We start from the raw sequence: 18,863 nt of genomic DNA, 5'->3' as shown, positions 1-18,863 counted from the left end.
CGCCATCGCCGAGAACAGTGTCGTGCAGCCTCCGGCGGGCACCGAGGGGCGCGGGGACGCCTTGGTCATCAGCATCGCGGAGGAGGTCGGCGGGGTGATCGTGTCCAACGACAACTTTGCCCCGTTCCAGAGGGTCAACCCATGGCTGCGCACCGAAGGCAGGGTGTTGGGGGCCACTCTGTCCCGGGATGTGTGGGTCTTCAACCCTCGCCGCCCCAATACCGCCGGAGGCCACACCGTCCCACGGCGATGAACGGTCACGCTCGGCGCCCCGCGCGTCACACAGTGCTGTTGGCCGGGTGCTCCGGATGTGCGGCCGAGGATTACGATCGAGGTGGTTGTGTCGGCGTGCACACGCCCGGGCGTCCCTCCCGGTACCACACCGCCGACGCATCCAAGACCCCTCGTACCGCTCGAACGGTGATCGCAGGGCAAGGTAGGACATCGTGTACGGCGGAACGAAGGACGGGGATGGCATGCGGGACGGCCGGTGGGTGACGGTCACCGAATCCGAGTTCCAGCATGAGCGGCGCGGGCTGGAGGCGATTCGTGAACGGCTGCCGGGGAGCGAGCCGTGGCGGGCCTGGTCGAACTTCACCTTCACCGCGCACACCGGTCATGTCCGCGAGGTCGACCTGCTGGTGATCGCTCCCGGTGGTGTGCATCTGATCGAGCTGAAGGACTGGCACGGCTCCGTCGAGTCGCGCGGCGGCACCTGGCTGCAGACGCAGCCCGGGGGACGCCGCATCCCACACGGCAACCCCCTGCACCTGGCGAACAAGAAGGCCAAAGAGCTGGCGTCGCTGCTCAGACAGGAGCAGGAGCGGGTGTACGTGTCCGAGGCGGTTTGTTTCACGGACCGCTCCCTGCGCTTGCGGCTGGCCGCGCACGACGAGCACGGCGTGTACACGGTGCAGCAGTTGGTCGACATGCTGGCCACTCCCCCGCGCGACGACCGTCGCCGGATCGACGCGGTGCGGTCGCGGGCGATCGCGGCGGCGCTGGGGCGGGTCGGTGTCGCCCGCAGCGACGCCGAGTACCACGTGGGCCCGTACCGGCTGAACCGCAAGGCGTTCGACTCGGGGCCCACCTGGGCCGACTACCTCGCCCAGCACACCGAGCTGCCGGAGGCCGCCCGGGTGCGGGTGTATCTGCGCGAGCGCGGCGCGGACGCATCGGCTCGGGCCTCGGTGGAGGCGGCGGCGCGGCGTGAGGCAGCGGTGCTGGGGCGCTTCACGCACCCCGGTGTGGTGAGCCTGAAGCAGTACGCGCCGTCGGGGCACTCGTCGGGTCCTGCACTGATCTTCGACTACGACGCGCGGACGCTGCGGCTGGACGAGTATCTGGTGCAGTACGGCGACAAGCTGGACATCCTGTCCCGGATGGCGATGGTGCGCCAGCTCGCCGAAACCATCAAATCGGCGCACAGCCACCGCATCTTCCACCGCTCCCTGGCAGCCCGCGCCATCCATGTCACACCGGGCGGACGCCATCGACGGGGTGGCCCTGACACGGAGGACCCGGGATGGCTGACGCCGCATCTGCGCATCTCCGACTGGCAGTTGGGAGTCGCCCGGGGAGCAGCCCCCGGCGCGGCGAGCGGGCCGGGTGAACGCCACGCCCCCACCACGATGTCCCGCGCCGGTGTGCACCTTGCCGAGGGCGCCGACCCCTACCTGGCGCCGGAGCTGACCGCGCTCAGGGCGGACCCGGTCGCCCTGGACGTCTACGGGCTGGGCGTGCTCACCTATCTGTTGGCCACCGGGCAGGCCCCGGCTGCCAGCCAGGCCGAGCTGCGGGCGCGGTTCGAGGCGGGTGAGGGCCTGCGGACCAGCGCGGTGGTCGACGGCCTCTCGGAGTACATCGACGAGCTGGTGCAGGCGGCGACCGCGTACCGGGTGCCGGACAGGCTGTCGTCGGTGGACGATTTCCTGGAGATGCTGGAGGTCGTCGAAGAGACCCTGACCGAACCCGCGACGCCCGAACGCGAGCCGGAGCCACAGCCGGTGAACGAGCCGGAAAAAGACCCGCTGGACGCCGTCGCCGGGGACGTGCTGGCTGGGCGGTGGGAGATCAAGCGGCGCCTGGGCACCGGCTCCACCAGCCGTGCCTTTCTGGTACGGGACCTCGCTGCACCCTCGGACACGCGCGCGGCCAAGACCCTGGCCGTGCTGAAGGTGGGCTTGTCCGACAGCCGGGGTGCGGTACTGACCCGTGAGGCCGAGGTCATGGGGCGCCTGCGCCCCGACTCCCGCATCATCCGCCTGGTGGAACCGGAGCCGCTGCGCATCGGCCCACGCACGGCCCTGGTCATGGAGTACGTCGGCGATGAGCGTGACGCCGACGGCGAGACGCCCGCCCCCGGCGCGACCCGCTCCCGGCGCCGCGAGGAGACCGTCGCGCGCCAGTTGCGCGAGCAGGGGCGCCTTTCGGTGGACCAGTTGGAGGCGTACGGCGACTACCTGTTCGGCGCGGTGGACTTCCTGGAGGGGGAGGGGGTGTGGCATCGCGACATCAAGCCGGACAACATCGCCATCCGGATCCGCCCGAACCGCACCCGCGAGCTGGTGCTGATCGACTTCTCGCTGGCCGGGCACCCGGTGTCCGAGACGGAAGCCGGTACGGACGGCTATCTGGACCCGTTCATCGGCACGCTCACCGACCGCTCAGTGTACGACGCGCACGCCGAGCGCTACGCGGTCGCCGCCACCCTCCACGAGATGGCCTCCCGGGAGCTGCCTGTGTGGGGCGACGGCAAGGTGTCGCCGCGCCAGACCGACCCGGAGCAGGAGCCGCATCCGAGAATCGCCGCCGACGCGTTCGACCCCGCGGTACGCGACGGACTGCTCGCCTTCTTCCAGCGGGCGCTGCACCGGGACGCCACCCACCGCTTCTCCGACCTCAAGCCGATGCGGGACGCCTGGAAGAAGGTCTTCCTGGCGCTCGACGAGGCCAAGCCGTCATCCCGCCGCGGTTCAGCGCCGGTCGCAGTCCCCGAGGATGCGTCCGAGTCGGCGCCGGACGCGGCGATCGCGGAGGCGGAGGAGGAGAGCGCTGAGGAGCAGCGTGACCAGCTGGCGCTGCGCGCGGAGCGGGATACCCCGATCGCCGCCTCGGGACTGAGTCCGACCGCACAGTCGTTCGTCTTCGGCCTGCAGCTGACCTCGGTGGGTCAGCTCCTCGATCACAGCCGGCGCCAGTTGGTCAACGCGCCGGGGCTCGGTGCGAAGACGCGCAAGGAGGTGCTGGGCCGCATCAAGCAGTGGCGGCAGCGCCTGGCCGAGCAACCCGCCGCGCCACTGGCGCCCGAGGGCCGCAAGGCGGCCCGTGAAGAGCTGTCGGACACCGAGACGGCGATCGCGGTGGCGCTGGCACAGGGGGGCAGCAGCGACGCGGTCACCACCCGAGCACTGCGCACCATCAGTCTGGACGCCCTGGCCACCCTCTTCGTGCCGGCGCTGCGCAAGGACGGCAGCAACCGCAACGAGTGCGAGATGGTGCGGCTGCTGCTGCGGCTGCCCGACGAGCACGGGCTGCTGCCGGACATCGGTGTGTGGCCGAAGCAGAAGGAGGTCGCGGCGGCGCTCGGTCTCTCAGCGGGGCGGATTCCGCAGATGCTGAAGACACAGCGCACCCGCTGGAAGAAGCACCCGACGGTCCAGGCACTGCGCGCGGAGGTTATGGCGCTGTTGAAGGACGACCTCGGCAGAGTGGCATCGGCGGCGGAGATCGCGGACGCGCTGACCGTGCGCCGCGGTACTGAGCTGCAAGATCGCGAGCAGCGCCGTGCGCTCGCCCTGGCTGCGGTACGGGCCGTGGTCGAGGTCGAGCAGCTGTCGCCGGAGACGAGCGAGTTCCGGCACGCCGCAAACCGGGACGCCGTGGACGAGGGCATAGGCGCGGGCCTCCTCGCGTTGGAGGTCGGCCCGGACGAGGGCCCGGACACCCCCTCGGCGCCGGGGCTGCTGCACTACGCCCAGCAATTGGGCAAGGTCGCCGACCGGCTGGCGGGCCAGGACGTTCTGCCCACCGCGACGACGGTCCTGGACGAGCTGCGCGCGATCGCTCCGCCGAGCGAGACCGTGCAGTGGGACGAGCGCCGGCTGGTCGGAGTCGCCGCGGCGGCAGCCCGCCGCGCTGCGGCCACACCCCGCCTGGAGATCTATCCGCGCGACCTGCCCCTGGTGCGGGCTCTGCGACTGACACAGGCCGGGCTGGTCCGCTGGATTCCCGGCGTCGCCGAGGCCCGGCAGCCCGGCCTTACCGGCGACGAGGTCCTCGAGCGAGTCCGCGCCCGCTTCCCCGACCTGCTCGGCGCCCGCGGCGGACACGCGCTGCCCACCGGCGGCGCCCTGACCCGCGCCCTGCGGGACGCAGGTTTCGACCTGGAGCTGAAGACCCGTGCGGGCACGAAGACCCTGCGCTATCTGCCCCGGCACGTCGAGGGCGACTCCAGCTATCTGTCCTCCGGCGCCGCCCGCCAGGCCACCGCCACTCTCGCAGTGAGCCGCTACTCCGACGACCCGCAGCTCGCGGGCGCGGTCACCGCGGAGGAACGGCTCGCGCAGTCAGCGCACCGCGACGGTTTCCGCGTGCTGACGCTGCCGACGGACCTGGTGCGGGAGGCCGTACAGGAGCTGACCTCGGGACGCTTCGGCGCCGAGGAGGTCTCGGTGGCCGACCTGTATCTGGGCGCCCTGCACGAGCTGGTGGACGCCCGGCCCAAACCGACCTGGGAGACGCTGCTGCGGGCCGACGTCGCGCCGCCAGGCTCCAAGGGCGCGCTGAAGTTCGCCGAGTACGCCCGCACTGCGTGGGGAGCCTTGGAGCCGCAGGTGGCGGGCCGGCTAGCGGCGGACGGCGCGGCCGTGACGCCGTCGACGCGCAAGCCGTTGCTGCTGACGGACGCCGGGGTTTTCGCCCGGTATGACGCGATGGGCGTGCTGGAACGGCTTGCTGAGCGAGCCCGGCACGGCGGGCGCGGCCTGTGGCTGCTGTGCCCGCAGGGCGACCCGACCCGCCCGCCGAGGCTCGGCACGACCACGGTGCCGTACCAGGCGGGCCTGGGTGAGTGGATCGTCTTGCCGCAGTCGTGGGTGCTCAACGCCCACCGGTCGGGCCGGTCGAGTACGACAGATGTGAGTGTTGACGGTGAGGCCGGTGCGCGGGTGGGTGCCGGCCAGGATGCGTGGGGAGACGAGACGTCGTGAACGAGGCCGAGGTGCTGAGACTGCGGGCCGACCTGATCAAACAGGTCAAGCTCGCCGACACCGACCTGAAGCAGCAGGTCAAGGCGTTGCCCGAGGTCGACGAGAAGCTACGCGCCGAGCACGCGCAGGCCAAGAAACTCGGCCGGACGGCAGCCACCTGGAACTCCTGGCTGGACGAGCGGGTCGACCAGGTCGCGGTGGCCTGGGTGCTGGGCACGGTCTTCGTCCGCTTCTGCGAGGACAACCGGCTGATCCCCGAGCCGTATCTGACCGCCCCTGAGACCGATCGCCGCGAGCTGGCCGAGGCCCGGTACGCCCAGTATCTGGAGGACGACCAGGACCCGACCTACCGCGGCTGGCTGGAGCACGCCTTCGCCGAACTGGGCGAGGGCCAGGCCGGCCGCCTCCTCTTCGACGCCGACCGCAATCCGCTCTACCAGATCCCTCTCTCCCACGACGGCGCCCGCGCCCTGGTTGAGTTCTGGCGCACCCGCGACGAGTCCGGCGCCCTCCTCCACGATTTCACCGACCCGCTGAACGACGACGGCACGGACGGCTGGGACACCCGCTTCCTGGGCGACCTCTACCAGTGGCTGTCGGAGTCCGCCCGCAAGCAGTACGCCCTGCTGCAGACCCCGGAGTTCGTAGAGGAGTTCATCCTCGACCGGACGATGACCCCAGTGGTACGGGAGATGGGCCAGCGCTTCACCGAACTGAAGATGATCGACCCGACGTGTGGGTCGGGCCACTTCGTCCTGGGTGCGTTCCGCCGGATGGTACGGCTGTGGGGCGAGCGTCGGCCGGGCGTGGATGTCCACGAGCGGGTCGCCGCCTCGCTGCGGGCCGTACACGGGGTGGACGTGAACCCCTTCGCGGTGGCGATCGCCCGTTTCCGGCTGTTGGTGGCGGCGATGGCTGTGTCGGGGGTACGGACGCTGAAGGAGGCGGGGCGGTACGACTGGCCGATTCAGTTGGCGGTTGGCGACTCGCTGATCAAGGCGCGGCAGTTGGAGCTGACGCTGGAGGGGGAGGAGTCGGGGGACCCACTCGCGGAGTTCGCTTACGCCACGGAGGATGTGCACGAGTTCCCGGGGATTTTGGAGCAGGGGCGGTATGACGTGGTGGTGGGGAATCCGCCGTATATCACGGTCAAGGATAAGAAGCTCAACGCATTGTACCGGGAGCTGTATCAGTCCTGTGCGGGGATCTACGCCCTGTCCGTACCGTTCGCCGAGCGCTTCTTCCAATTGGCGCGGGTGAGCGAAATCGACGGCCATGGGTACGGAATGGTCGGGCAAATCACCGCAAATTCTTTCATGAAACGAGAATTTGGCACGAGGCTGATTGAAGAGTATTTCGCTCACAAAGTGGAGCTCACCGAGGTAATCGACACTTCCGGCGCATACATTCCTGGACACGGCACGCCGACTGTGATCCTCATTGGGAGACGACGAGCAGGAAACATTCGCCATGACACAGTGCGGACCGTCCGGGCCGTGCAGGGGGAACCATCAACCCCGTTGAATGGCGCCAAAGGGTTCGTTTGGCAAGCAATTCTGGATCAGATCGATAAACCTGAATCCGCGAGTAGGTGGGTATCTGTAGACGACCTGCAGCGCACCCGTTACTTCAGCAAGAAGCCGTGGATCCTTACAGACGGCGGCCTTGAGATGGTGGAGCAAATCGAGTCCACCGGTCGAAGCACCCTCAAAAACTCAGTCGTGAGAATTGGATTCTATGGCGACACTCACGCAGATGATGCCCTAACCCTTCCGCATCGGAGCATCAAGAGTCTGTCGCTAGAGGAAGAATTCATCAAGCCCCTCGGGGTCGGCGACGAGGTGCGGGATTTTTCAATTTCACCGAAGAATTTCGTCATCCACCCTTACGACGCATCACGTGAAGTTATCAGCCCAGGATCCGCACCAGCGATTTTTCGCACTCTTTGGCCAAACAGAACAGAACTGGGAAACCGGTCGACCTTTTCCGGGCGTACATACTTCACGGAGGGGCGCCCCTGGTGGGAGTGGCATCAACTGCCGAAGGATGGGGATGCCCATCCTTGGTCGCTGAATTTTACTTTCGTGGCTACCCACAACCACGCAGCGCTAGATAGGAACAGCTATGCCTTCACCCGCACCACACCGGTGATCAAATTGCGGAAGGATGCGAGCGAAGAGGACCATCTACGCTTGCTGGCGTTGCTGAACAGTTCCACCGCTTGCTTCTGGCTCAAGATGGTCAGCCACGACAAAGGTAACGGTGGAATCGGCGGAGGAATTGCGAGCGAGGATTGGGAGCGGTTTTATGAATTCACCGGAACAAAAATCCAAGAATTCCCGCTTCCATCCACCTATCCGACAGCCCTTGCGGCATCACTAGATACCTGCGCTCAGGACCTCGCGGCTGCAGCCCCCTCTGCACTAGCCGCACCTACTGCCGAGAATCTGCGCAAGGCTCGTTCGCGGTGGCAGTCAATCCGCTCACGTATGGTCACCCTCCAAGAAGAGCTAGACTGGCAGGTCTACTCGCTCTACAACCTCCACGCCGAAGACCTTCGCGCTCCTGAGTCCGATGTTCCCGAACTCGCCCTTGGGGAGCGCGCCTTCGAGATCGTGCTCGCCCGCAAGGTTGACAAAGGAGAAGCGTCCGACGAGTGGTTCAAGCGCCACGGCTCGACGCCCATCACCGAGATCCCCGATCACTGGCCCGACGCCTACAAGGCCGTCGTACAAAAGCGGATCGACGCCATCGCGTCGTCTCGCGCCATCGGCATGATCGAGCGGCCCGAATACAAACGGCGCTGGTCGACCGAAGGCTGGGACGCTCTCCAGCAGCGTGCCCTTAAGTCCTGGCTGCTCGACCGCATGGAGAACCGCGACCTCTGGTACCAGGACGAACAGCCGACCATCCTGACCCGCAACCAGCTCACGCAGGCCCTCTCCCTCGATGAAGAGTTCGTGTCCGTAGCCGAGTTGTACGCGCCGCACCAAGAGTTGGTGACCGTCGTCACGGACCTACTCGCCGACGAACACGTGCCGTTCCTGGCCGCCCTGCGGTACAAGCCCACGGGCATGAAAAAGCGTGAGGACTGGGAGCACGTCTGGGATCTCCAGCGCCAGGAGGACGCGGCGCCGGACGAGCCTGCCAAACGGAAGATCCGGGACTCGATCCCGGTGCCGCCCAAGTACACATCGGCTGACTTTCTCAAGCCGTCGTACTGGAAGGCACGCGGAAAGCTGGACGTGCCGAAGGAGCGGTTCATCTCGTACGCGACCGGGGCGGTCTCCGGCGTACCGGAGCTGTTCGGCTGGGCGGGGTGGGACCACCAGGAGCAGGCACAGGCCCTCAGTACGTACTTCACGAATCATGAGGGGCTGTCCACCGAGGAGATCACGCCGCTGCTCGCGGGGCTGCTGGAACTCCAGCCTTGGCTGACCCAGTGGCACGACGAGTTCGACCCCCTCTACGGCGGCTCCCCCGCCGCGTTCTTCGCGGGTTACCGTACCGCCCGGCAGGGTGAGCACGGGCTGACCGACGACGACCTGACCGCCTGGCGTCCCCCGGCCGCCCGACGCGGACGCAAGTCGACCAAGAGCTGACCCGTCACCCCCGCGAGCCCTCCGCCGTCTCCGCCACGGAGGGCTCGCTGTCTTTCCTGGGCGCCGGCACGACGTCCGCCTTCAGCTCGGCCCATACGGTCTTGCCGATCCCGCCCATGCGCTCGTCCACCCCCCACCGGTGGGCCAACGCGTCGACCAGCAGCAGGCCGCGCCCGCCCAGCTCGTCATCGTCAGGCTCCCGCAACACGGGCCTCCCCTCACCCGCGTCACTTACCTCAAGCCGCAGCAGACCCTCGCCGGGTAGGTGCCTGATTCGCACGCCCACCGACCGGTCCTGCGGTGCCCGCGCCCGCACCGCGTTCGTCACCAGCTCCGAGATGATCAACTCCCCCGTGGCGGCGACATCATCGATCAGGTTCCGTCCGCTCAGCACCGCGACGAGCAGCACCCTCGCTCTGGGCACGCTGCTCCGGTGCCGGGAGAGGTGGAATGAGATGTCCTGCGGTGCGCCCATGGCAGCTCCCAGAGGTTCGCGGTCGCTCGGATGCCACGTGAAAACCGCGTAGTTGGGCCCGAGCCGGATGCCTGTGCGCAGCAGCATGACCTCAAGTCGAGCAACACTGCAACGTTGCCGATTGAGTTGGCATCAATTATCACCCATTCGAATTAAACCCACGCCTAAAGCTCCCTAGCTCTGCTACAACGAGTGACATGCCTACCAAGAACAGCAGCGTCAGCCCGTCCACCGTCCTGGGGCGCCAACTCGGTGACGAGCTGCGTCGTCTGCGCGAAGCCGCGGACATGACGACCACACAGGCAGCCGAAGCCCTGGACTGCACGAAGGGCAAGATCAGCCGGATCGAAAACGGTCGGGTGGCGGTCCGTCTGCCCGACCTCACGGCGATGTTCCAGGCGTATGCGGTGAGGGACGCCGATCTGCGTGACCGGCTGACCGCACTCTCACGCAAAGCCAACCGGCGCCGCCGAGAAGGCTGGTGGAACCAGCACAGTGCCGTCTTGGCCGACACATATCGGGACTACATCACCCTCGAAGCGATGGCCGAGACCGTCCGCACGTTCCAGGCACAGCTCGTACCTGGCTTGCTCCAGACACCGGAGTACGTCCGCGCGGTGACTGTGGCGTCGCGCCAGTGGAAGTCGGCCGACGAGATCGAGGAGTTCGTACAGGTCCGCCTCGCTCGCCAGGAGCGCCTGGCTGATGAGTCACCGTTGGGCGTGTGGGCCGTACTGTCCGAGGCTGTTCTTCTCCAGCAGGTAGGCGGTCCGCAGGTGATGCGCGACCAGCTTCAGCACGTCCTCGACGCCTCCGAGAGGTCCAACGTGACCATCCAAGTGCTGCCGTTCGCACGCGGAGCCCATGCGAGTATGTTCGGCCCATACGTAATCCTGGGGTTCGCTGAACTGGGGGCGCTCGACGTGGTACTGGCAGACAACCCGACTGGCTCCATGTGGCTGGAGCGAGAGACGGAAGTCGCCCAGTACCGAGAGCTGTTTGATGCCGCACGCACATCGGCGCTCTCCCCGGTGGAATCCCGCGCCATCATCCACCGCCGGGCCAAGGAGCACACAACATGACCAGCGCACGTCGCAGCACGTCGAACCCGCCGGGCACGAAGTGGCGCACCAGCAGCTACAGCGGTGGAAACAACGAGTGCGTGGAGGTCGCCCCAAACCCCCGCGCAGCCGTCCGCATCCGCGACACCAAGCGCCGGACCGGCCCCGTGATCACCGTCGCCCCGGACACCTGGACCCGCTTCCTCCAGTATCTGGGCTGATCCTCACAGGCCCCGGCGGGACACGGTCCCGGCCCGCCCCGGTCCGGTCCCGGCCGCCCTCAGCGCCGCCAGCAGCCGTTACGATCGCTGAGGGGCAGGAGCGCGCGTCAGCGGCGGGCTCGGCAGCATCGGAGCGCGGCTCATGACGCCGAGGTCCGGCGTCGGGGGCTGCGCCGCGCGTGCCCGAGGAGGTGCCCCGAGGACGCAGGACATGAGGAGAAGCGATCACCATGGCTCCGACCGCCGCCACGGCCCCGCTCCTGCGCGAGGTCATCGACATCAAGACGTCGATCTCGACCTCGGATTTCGTGCTGAAACTGGCCGAGGCGGTCACCGAGGACGGGGCCGCCCCCGCGCTGCGTGACTACGTGGTCACCGACCGGCTGCTGGAGAATTTCGACGAGGCGCTGGGGCTGATCAAGGCCGCGCTGGACGCGCGGACCTCGAAGGCGGCGTACCTGCACGGGTCGTTCGGTTCCGGTAAGTCCCATTTTATGGCCGTTCTGCACGCGCTGCTGCGGGGTGACCAGTCGGCCCGCTCCCGCACCGATTTCGATCCGGTGCTCGGCAAGCACGAGTGGCTGGGCACCGACCGGCGGAAGTTCCTGCTGGTGCCGTACCACATGCTCGGCGCGAAGTCGCTGGAGCAGCGGGTGCTCGGCCGGTACGTCAGCCACGTCAAGAAGCTGCACCCCGAGGCGCCGGTGCCACCGGTCTACCGTACGGACGCGCTGTTCGCGGATGTCCGCTCGCTGCGCCAGCGGATCGGCGACCAGGCGTTCATCGGCGGACTCGCCGGTGAGGACGGCGCGGGCAGCGGCGAGGCGGCGGACACGGACGACGAGTGGGGCGACGCCTTCGCCTGGACGCCTGAGCTGCTCGACACCGCGCTGTCAGCCGAGGAGTACGACGGTTCCGAGGAACTGAACCTGGTCAGCCCGAGCAGCCCGACCGAGCTGCGGGCGAAGTTGGTGCACGACGCCAGCACCACCTGGTTCCCCGGCTTCGCGCAGAACGCCGCCGAGGACGAGCACGGCTTCATCTCGCTGGACGCGGGGCTCGCGGTGATCGCGGAGCACGCGAAGTCGCTCGGGTACGACGCGCTGATCCTGTTCATGGACGAGCTGATCCTGTGGCTCGCCAACCGCATCCATGATCAGAAGTTCGTCTCCCGCGAAGCGGACAAGATCACGAACTTCGTGGAGGGCGCGGACTCGCGGCGGGCCATCCCCGTCGTCTCGTTCATCGCCCGTCAGCGTGACCTGCGGGAGCTGATCGGCGAGGAGGTTTCCGGCGCTGCGGAGACCGCCATCCAGGACAGTCTCAGCCTGGCTTCCGGCCGCTTCGACAAGATCACGCTGGAAGACCGCAACCTGCCGCAGATCGCACACACCCGCCTGCTGGCTCCGAGGGACGCGGAGGCGGCGGCCAAGCTGGAGGCCGCGTTCGCTCGGATCAAGCGCGTCGGGCCGCAGGTGTGGGACGTTCTGCTGGGTTCGGACGAGGGGACGACGACCGGTGCGGACGAGGCGTCGTTCCGGCTGACGTACCCGTTCTCGCCGGCGTTCATGGACACGCTCGTGCATATCTCCTCTGCGCTGCAGCGCTCACGCACCGGTCTGAAGCTGATGGGCCAGCTGCTCGCCGACCACCGTGACGACGCCACGCTCGACCAGCTGATCCCGCTCGGTGACCTCTACGCGGTGATCGCGGACGGCGGCGACAAGCCCTTCGTGGAAAGCCTGAAGGCGGAGTTCCAGGCTGCCGACAAGCTCTATCGGGGCAAGCTGCGACCGCATCTGCTGGCGACGTACGAGATCGACGAGGAGGACGTCGAGCGCTATCGGCACCGGCGCGCGGACATGGACGCCGCACTCGCCTCCCGTTGCAAGGGCTTCGTCGGAGACAACCGGCTGATCTGCACACTTCTGCTGTCCGCGCTCGCGCCCAGCGTGCCCGCGCTGCGCGACCTGACCATTCGCCGGCTCGGCGCGCTCAACCACGGCAGCGTCGTGTCGCCCATCCCCGGCGCCGAGGTCGGGGTGATCGAGTCCAAGGTCGGCGACTGGGCCTCGCGCTTCGCGGAGATCAAGCGGGTCGGCACCAAGGCCAACCCGGGGGTACGGCTGGAGCTGGCCGGGGTCGATGTGGACTCCGTCATCGCCAACGCCAACGTCAACAACAACCGTTCCAACCGGCGGGCCCTGGCCAAGCGGCTGCTCGCCGAAGAACTCGGCATCGACCTGCAGGAAAGGCTGGTCGCCGACGAGCTGCACGTGGTGTGGCGTGGCTCCCACCGGCAGGCGGAGATCGTCTTCGGCAACGTCGCCGACAGCGACGACCTCGCCGACCACGAGTTCGCGCCGAGCCAGGACGGGCTGTGGCGCCTGATCCTCGACCTTCCCTTTGACGAGAGCGAGTGGGGGCCCGTCGAGGACGCCAACCGCATGCGCGCCCTGCGCGCAGCGCACAGCGACCCGCCCCGCACCGTCGCCTGGCTGCCCACGCACCTGTCGGCCGCCCGCTACCAGGACTTCGAGCGTCTGGTCGTCATCGACTACGCGCTGGCCGATCAGCGCCGCTTCGACACTGTCTACGCCGCACACCTGAACGCCGACAACCGCGCCCGCGCCAAGGCGCTGCTGGAGGGGCAGCGGGAAAGCCTGACGGAGACCGTGAAGGCCGCCTTCAAGCAGGCGTACGGCTGCGCGGACAAGAAGCCCGGCGACGTGGACGTGTCCTTCGAGGACCACTTCGAGGCCCTGCCCGAGGTCGCCGACCTGCGGGTGTCCATCGGCCAGTCCCTGCACGACGCGATCCGGCACCTGGCGGGCAAGCTGCTCACCCACCAGTACCCGGCACACCCGCAGCTCGACCCGGACGGCACCGGCACCGCGGTGCGCCCCGCCGACGCACGGACCGTCTTCGCGCATGTGCGGACCGCCGCCGAGGCGCCCGACCGGCAGGCCGAGATCCCGTCGAAGGACCGGCAGCTGATGCGGCGCGTCGCCGAGCCGCTCCAGCTCGGTGAGCAGAAGGAGGCGTACTTCCGCCTCTCGCGGCGCTGGCCCGAGCACTTCGCCCGGGAAGCCGCCCGGCACGGCGGGCCTGGCGACCTCAGCGTGATCCAGCTCGCCGAATGGCTGGACCGGCCCGAGCCGATGGGGCTGGAACCCTTCCTGACCAATCTGATCATCTCCGCGTACGCGGAGACCGAGGACCGAGTATGGGTGCGCGGCGGGGCCCCTCTGGACCCGGCACCGGAACTGACCGCGATCAAACCGCAGGACGCGTTGCGTTCCCAGCCGCTACCCGATGAGCAGGTCTGGGAGGAGGCCGGGCGGCGCTTCACGGAGATCTTCGGGAAGCCGGCGCCGAAGCTGCGCCGCGGGCGCCTGGTCAGTCAATTCGCCCGGCAGATCCTGGACCAGGCGCGCCACTTCCAGCCGCACGCCTCCGACCTGGTGGAGCAGTTGGAGAAGCACGCGTCACTGCTCACGCTCGACGGTTCGGACGACACCGGGCGGCTGGCACTGGCCCGCCGCTCGCGCGACCTGCTGGACGCGCTGCGCGCGATGGACAAGGGCGCGGCGGCCGGTTCGGCGGCGGCCAAGCAGGTCGTCACCGCGTTCGCCCAATTCGACCTCGGCGAGGTGGCAGCAGGGCGGTACGGCACCTCGGTCAAGCAGGCCGAGAAGGTCGCGGGAGCCTTGGCCACCGCGGCCTGGGACATGCTGAAGCTGGCCCCCAGCTACGGCGCACCCGGCGAGGCGGTCCTGGAAGAACTGCGCGGCGCGGCCCGCGTGGACCAGCGCACCAAGAACCTCGACGACGCGTTGAGCGACGCCCGCCAAGCCATTGTCCGCGTCATCGAACGCAGCCAGACCAGGCCCACTCCGCCGCCCCCGACTCCCGAACCTGCTGCGCCCGTCGTCTCTCCGGCCGACGTCGACCTGAACACGCCTGACAGCACCCCGCAGGTGCCGACCAGCCGGCCCAGGCTCGATGGGGCGCTGCCGAAGTCGGGTGGGGCCCGGACCAAGGCATCGCACGCCGTCGCCGAACTGACGGCGGAACTGGCCGCGTTGGTGTCAGCGCAGCCGGAGGCGACCATCGAGATCAGCTGGCGAGTGGTGGAATGAGGCGCCTGTCGTGAGTACCTCCCCCCGGCACCGAACGCCCGGCGAAGCGGTCCCAGGCACCGGGCCCTCGACACCTCAGCGCGGCGCCGGGTCGGCCGGCGCGGTTCGACTCAAGGCGCCTACCGTCGCCCAGTACCTCGCGTCCCAGTCCGGCCTCACCCCCGGCAAGCGCCGCGTGGTCCTGCTGCGTGCCGCACCCGTGTGGGACTTCCCGGCCGAACTTTTCTGGGGCGAGGGACGGCAGGCGACCGTCGTAGCCGCGCTGTCCCCGCTGGCGGTGTACGAACTGGTACTCACCCACCAGGCTCCCAAGGCGGTCGGTCCCGATGTGCTGGCGGTGCTCACCGACCGCGAGGACGCCGAGCTGGGTCCCGACCTGATGGCCCGGGTGTACAAGCAGCGGGTGCACGCGGTCAATTCCTGGGACGTGGTACGCGAGGCGTTCGGCGCGAGCGGCCGCACCGACCAAGCTCTCACCGAAGAGCACTGGGCCGCCGAGGCTCTGCTGGACGCGGCCCCGCCGGGCGGCTGGGCCCAGCTCGCCGGCGGCCAGCTCTCCCGTCCGGTCGCACTCACCGCGCTCGCCCTGCGACGCCTCGGTATCGGCCGGTACGCCCCTGAAGCCGGCCCCGACGGCAACGGAGCCGCGGGCCAGGGCGTCCTCGACGTGCACGCGCTGTTGCGGTGGTCCCTGACATCCGGTGGACCCGAGCGATATCTGGGGCTAAGGGTGCCGGAACGGCGCGGACTGGCCGGCTTCCTCAGCGAGCCTGAACGAGCGGGGCTCGCCGGCCGGGCGCTGCTGTCACTGATCGACGCCGAGCGCGGGCCGGACGCAGTCGCCTTCGGACTGGTGTGCGCGGCGCTGTGGGCCGAAGCCGACGACTCCGTGCAGGGCGAGGTCCACCGGGCCCGGGGGCGGGCCGAGCGCTGGTTCGGAGACGAGCCACCCGCGCACGGGCCCGAACTGGACGCGTTGGTCACAGCGTTCGGGCGATCCTGCGAGGAGTTCGTGTCCGGCCTACTGCTGACAGCCCGCTCCGGCTCGGGTGACGAGGCGGAGGCCGCGCACCGGCTGTCGTCTCTCGCACTGGACCGGGCCGCCGTTCTGGTGCGGCAGTTCGGTGCCGAGACGGCGGCAGGCGTGAGCGACGTGCTGACGGCAGGGCTGGAGGCCCGGTTCACCACGGCGGGCCGCGCCCTGTCCGACGGCGACCCGGACCTGATCGCCCGGGCCGTCGACGCACTGACCGCGCATCGGCTCGCGAGCCGTGACGACACTGCCGGACGGGTCGGCAGAGTGTTGATGGCGCAGCGGCTGACACGGTGGCTGGCGACCGGCCCGGTCGCGGGCTGCGCGCGGGTGCCGGACGGCATCGACCGGCACATCGACGACACCGGGTGGGTGGACCTGGCCCATGAGCACATCGAGGCGGGAGGCGACCCGGACCCGACGCTGGCCGCCGCGTACGACACACTGTGCGCGGCCGTGCGCGAGAGCCGCCGCGCCCTCGACCGGGAGTTCGCCGCCACGCTGGCCACCTGGACGGCGAGCGGGGCAGGGGCGGGCTCGATGCTCACCGTGGAGACCTTCCTGCCGCAGGTCGTAGCCCCCGTGGTGAAGGCGGGTGGACGCCGGGTGCTGCTGCTCGTCCTCGACGGGATGAGCGCGGCGATCGCCGGGGAACTCGCCGACGAACTCCGTCGCGACTGGGCCGAGTACGACCCGCTGCCCAAGGCCAAGGACACCCCGCGCCGACGCGGAATGGCCGCCGCGCTACCGACGCTGACCTCGGTGTCCCGTACCTCCCTGTTCGCCGCGGCACTCACCGCCGGTACCCAGGCCGACGAGCGCCGCATTTTCCCCGCGCACCCGTTCTGGGGCGGGGAGCAGGTGGCCGTGTTCCACAAGGACGACCTTCGCGCCGAGAGCGGCGGCGGGACCTTGGGCCCCGAGCTGCGGGAGGCGCTGACCGGCGACCGCACGCACGTCGCCGTCGTTCTCAACACCATCGACGACCGCCTGGCCAAGGAGCTCAAGTTCGGCGAGGGCTCCTGGCGGGCCGGGCAGGTGGGCGGGCTCCAGGAACTGCTGCGAGTCGCCCGCGCCCAGGGGCGCGCGGTGATCATCACCAGCGACCACGGACATGTGATAGACCGCCACAGCACGAAGGTCGCCAGGCCCCACGCTCAGGCGTCCGATGTGCTGTCCGCCCGGCACCGAGCTGCGGGCGACCCCCTCGCCGAGGGTGAGATCACTCTGTCCGGACCACGCGTGCTGACCCCGGAGCCGGGCGGCGAGATCGTCGCCCTGTGGGACGCGGACACCCGCTACACCGCGCAGAAGGCGGGATACCACGGCGGAGCTTCCCTGGCCGAATTCGTCATCCCGGTGCTGGCCTTCCTGCCGTTCGGGGCGGAGAAAACTCCACCCGGCTGGCGGGAGCTCGGCGATCCGCATCCGGCCTGGTGGTCCGGCAGCCAGTCGCATACCACATCTCCCGGGAAGACGGGCGCCTCGGAGGGAGCCTCGGCCCCCGCGACGGCCACCGCCCCACGGAAGCCGAAACCATCCGGGCGCGGCAAGAACCAGGACGAGCTTGCGCGCGGACACGACACCCTGTTCCAGGTCGAATGGGAGACGTCACCAGACGCGGAGACTCTCGTCGCGCCCACGCTGAAGTCCCCCGACGACGCGCTCGTAGCCTCACTGCTCGACTCGGAGATCTTCGGCGCGCAGGTGACATCACTGGCCCGCAAACCGGACCTGCCCCGCGTCGAGAAGGCCCTCCACGTGCTGCTGGAAGCCGGCGGCACCCTGCCGGTGACCGCCCTCGCCCAGCGGATCGGCCTGCCCGGCACCCGCTCTCCCGGCGGGTTTGCGGCGGTGCTGCGGCAACTACTCAACCACGACGGCGTACAGGCACTGGAGACCCTGCCCGACGGGCGCACTTTGCGGCTGCACCGGGAGCTGCTGCGGGACCAATTCGAGCTGGAATAGTCCTTCCTCCGGGTCTTGCCGTGCTCATGAAACATGGCAAGACCCGATCGGAAGAGCATTGCGCTTATGCCCGGCCACGTCGCCTCGGCGGGCGGCCAGTCGGACAGCTCGGAACCAGTGTTCAGCCGAGACGGCGCAGAAGCGTGAGGAACTGCCGCAGCTCGTCGGTGAGCTGCGGCGGCAGCGGTTCCGGGTCGAAGTGCGCGATCTTGTTGCGGATCTCCCGCACCCGGTCCAGCTGACGGACGAACTGTCCTCGGTCCAGCCAGGTCCAGCCCAGCGCGGCCCAGTTCTGGTTCGCTCGGTCACACAGGTGTGGCTTTTTCTGCTCGCGGTTGAGCAGCTTCACGTAATCGTTGAACATCAGGTCGTTGATCAACCCAGTCTTTTCGAACCGCTGCACCGCACGGATGGCATCCGAAGTGATCTTGGCACCCAGGCACTTCCGCAGCCGGAACTCGATCTCACCGACGACGAAGAACGGCCATGCCGTCGCCTCGAACCGATCGGTGACGTCGGCGGACGTAACAATGCCACTCACCCGGCCCCCGTTGTCCCGAACCAGTACGTAGCCGTGTTCGCTGATCATGGGGAGCATCGAGAAGAAGTCCTGGTGCGACTGCACGACAGGCGGATCGGGTTCTATGGCTCCGGACAGGGTGTGCCCGCTCCCGTTCGCGTACATGATCGCCACCGAGCGCCACGTCGCGACTCCCGTCAGCGTGTGCCGGTCCTCCAGAACGGGAACCTGAGAGAAGTTCTTGGTGTACATCATGTACACGGCTTCGGACAGCTTGGCGTCACTGGTGACCGAGTCGACACCGCCACTCGCCGAGGGCAGGTCACCCACGGTGAAGGAATGCTGCGGCAACGATCCTGACGGCAGGTCCTGGTCCGCCTGGGATTCGGGGGCCTCGTCGTCTCCAGCGGGCGTGGTGTCCAATGCCACCACCTGCACGTCGCTCCGACTGCCGCAGCTCGCGAAATACGGCAGGGTTGTCAGGCCCACGTCCTTGAGCGCCTGCGAGATGACGAAAATGATGTGGTCGTTACGGAATCGGGTGCCGAAGAGCGCGAGCAGCTCCCGCAGCGGAATCTGCCTGCCCTTCAACTCGCGGAGCTGTTCCTGTGTAGGGGACTGCTGTGTCACG

Annotated in this window: 8 protein-coding genes; 6 read left to right on the top strand and 2 right to left on the bottom strand. The window is 68.8% G+C overall.

The annotated features are described in order from the left end of the window. Window positions 1-476 precede the first annotated feature (476 nt). Together pglW and pglX are read left to right on the top strand one after the other, a co-directional pair. A complete protein-coding gene (gene pglW, locus MMF93_RS18315; protein WP_242752955.1) occupies window positions 477-5,210 on the top strand; it encodes a BREX system serine/threonine kinase PglW in 4,734 nt (1,577 codons plus the stop codon). After that, the gene (pglX, locus tag MMF93_RS18310) at window positions 5,207-8,812 is read left to right on the top strand and encodes a BREX-2 system adenine-specific DNA-methyltransferase PglX (RefSeq protein WP_242752953.1); all 3,606 of its coding nucleotides are present in this window, start codon (window positions 5,207-5,209) and stop codon (window positions 8,810-8,812) included. The genes pglW and pglX overlap by 4 nt, the downstream gene beginning before the upstream one ends. A gap of 4 nt (window positions 8,813-8,816) precedes the next feature. Here the strand turns inward: pglX and MMF93_RS18305 are convergent, their stop codons facing one another. After that, complete coding sequence (locus MMF93_RS18305; protein ID WP_242752951.1) at window positions 8,817-9,374, bottom strand: ATP-binding protein; 558 nt, start codon at window positions 9,372-9,374, stop codon at window positions 8,817-8,819. Between the two features lie 110 nt (window positions 9,375-9,484). On the opposite strand from MMF93_RS18305, the gene MMF93_RS18300 reads away from it, so the two are divergent. The 4 genes from MMF93_RS18300 (at window position 9,485) to pglZ (ending at window position 17,712) form a co-directional block, all read left to right on the top strand. Next, on the top strand, window positions 9,485-10,369 hold the full coding sequence (locus MMF93_RS18300) for a helix-turn-helix domain-containing protein (RefSeq protein ID WP_242752949.1): 885 nt from the start codon (window positions 9,485-9,487) through the stop codon (window positions 10,367-10,369). Further along, the gene (locus MMF93_RS18295) at window positions 10,366-10,569 is read left to right on the top strand and encodes a DUF397 domain-containing protein (protein WP_242752941.1); all 204 of its coding nucleotides are present in this window, start codon (window positions 10,366-10,368) and stop codon (window positions 10,567-10,569) included. The genes MMF93_RS18300 and MMF93_RS18295 overlap by 4 nt, the downstream gene beginning before the upstream one ends. 230 nt (window positions 10,570-10,799) lie before the next feature. Then, entirely contained in the window at window positions 10,800-14,711 is a 3,912-nt protein-coding gene (gene pglY / locus MMF93_RS18290; protein ID WP_242752939.1) for a BREX-2 system ATPase PglY, read from the top strand. A gap of 10 nt (window positions 14,712-14,721) precedes the next feature. Beyond that, window positions 14,722-17,712 carry a BREX-2 system phosphatase PglZ gene (pglZ, locus tag MMF93_RS18285; protein WP_242752938.1) on the top strand — a complete coding sequence of 997 codons (2,991 nt, stop codon included), beginning with the start codon at window positions 14,722-14,724 and terminating at the stop codon, window positions 17,710-17,712. A 121-nt stretch (window positions 17,713-17,833) separates the two neighbouring features. Here pglZ and MMF93_RS18280 read toward each other — a convergent pair whose 3' ends face one another. Beyond that, a complete protein-coding gene (locus MMF93_RS18280; protein ID WP_242752937.1) occupies window positions 17,834-18,862 on the bottom strand; it encodes a CBS domain-containing protein in 1,029 nt (342 codons plus the stop codon). Window position 18,863 lies beyond the last annotated feature (1 nt).

The sequence above is a fragment of the Streptomyces tubbatahanensis genome (genome assembly GCF_022699385.1).
GTDB lineage: Bacteria > Actinomycetota > Actinomycetes > Streptomycetales > Streptomycetaceae > Streptomyces > Streptomyces diacarni.
The sequence above is the reverse complement of the archived record's forward strand: the minus strand, read 5'-3'. Positions and strand labels throughout refer to the sequence as shown.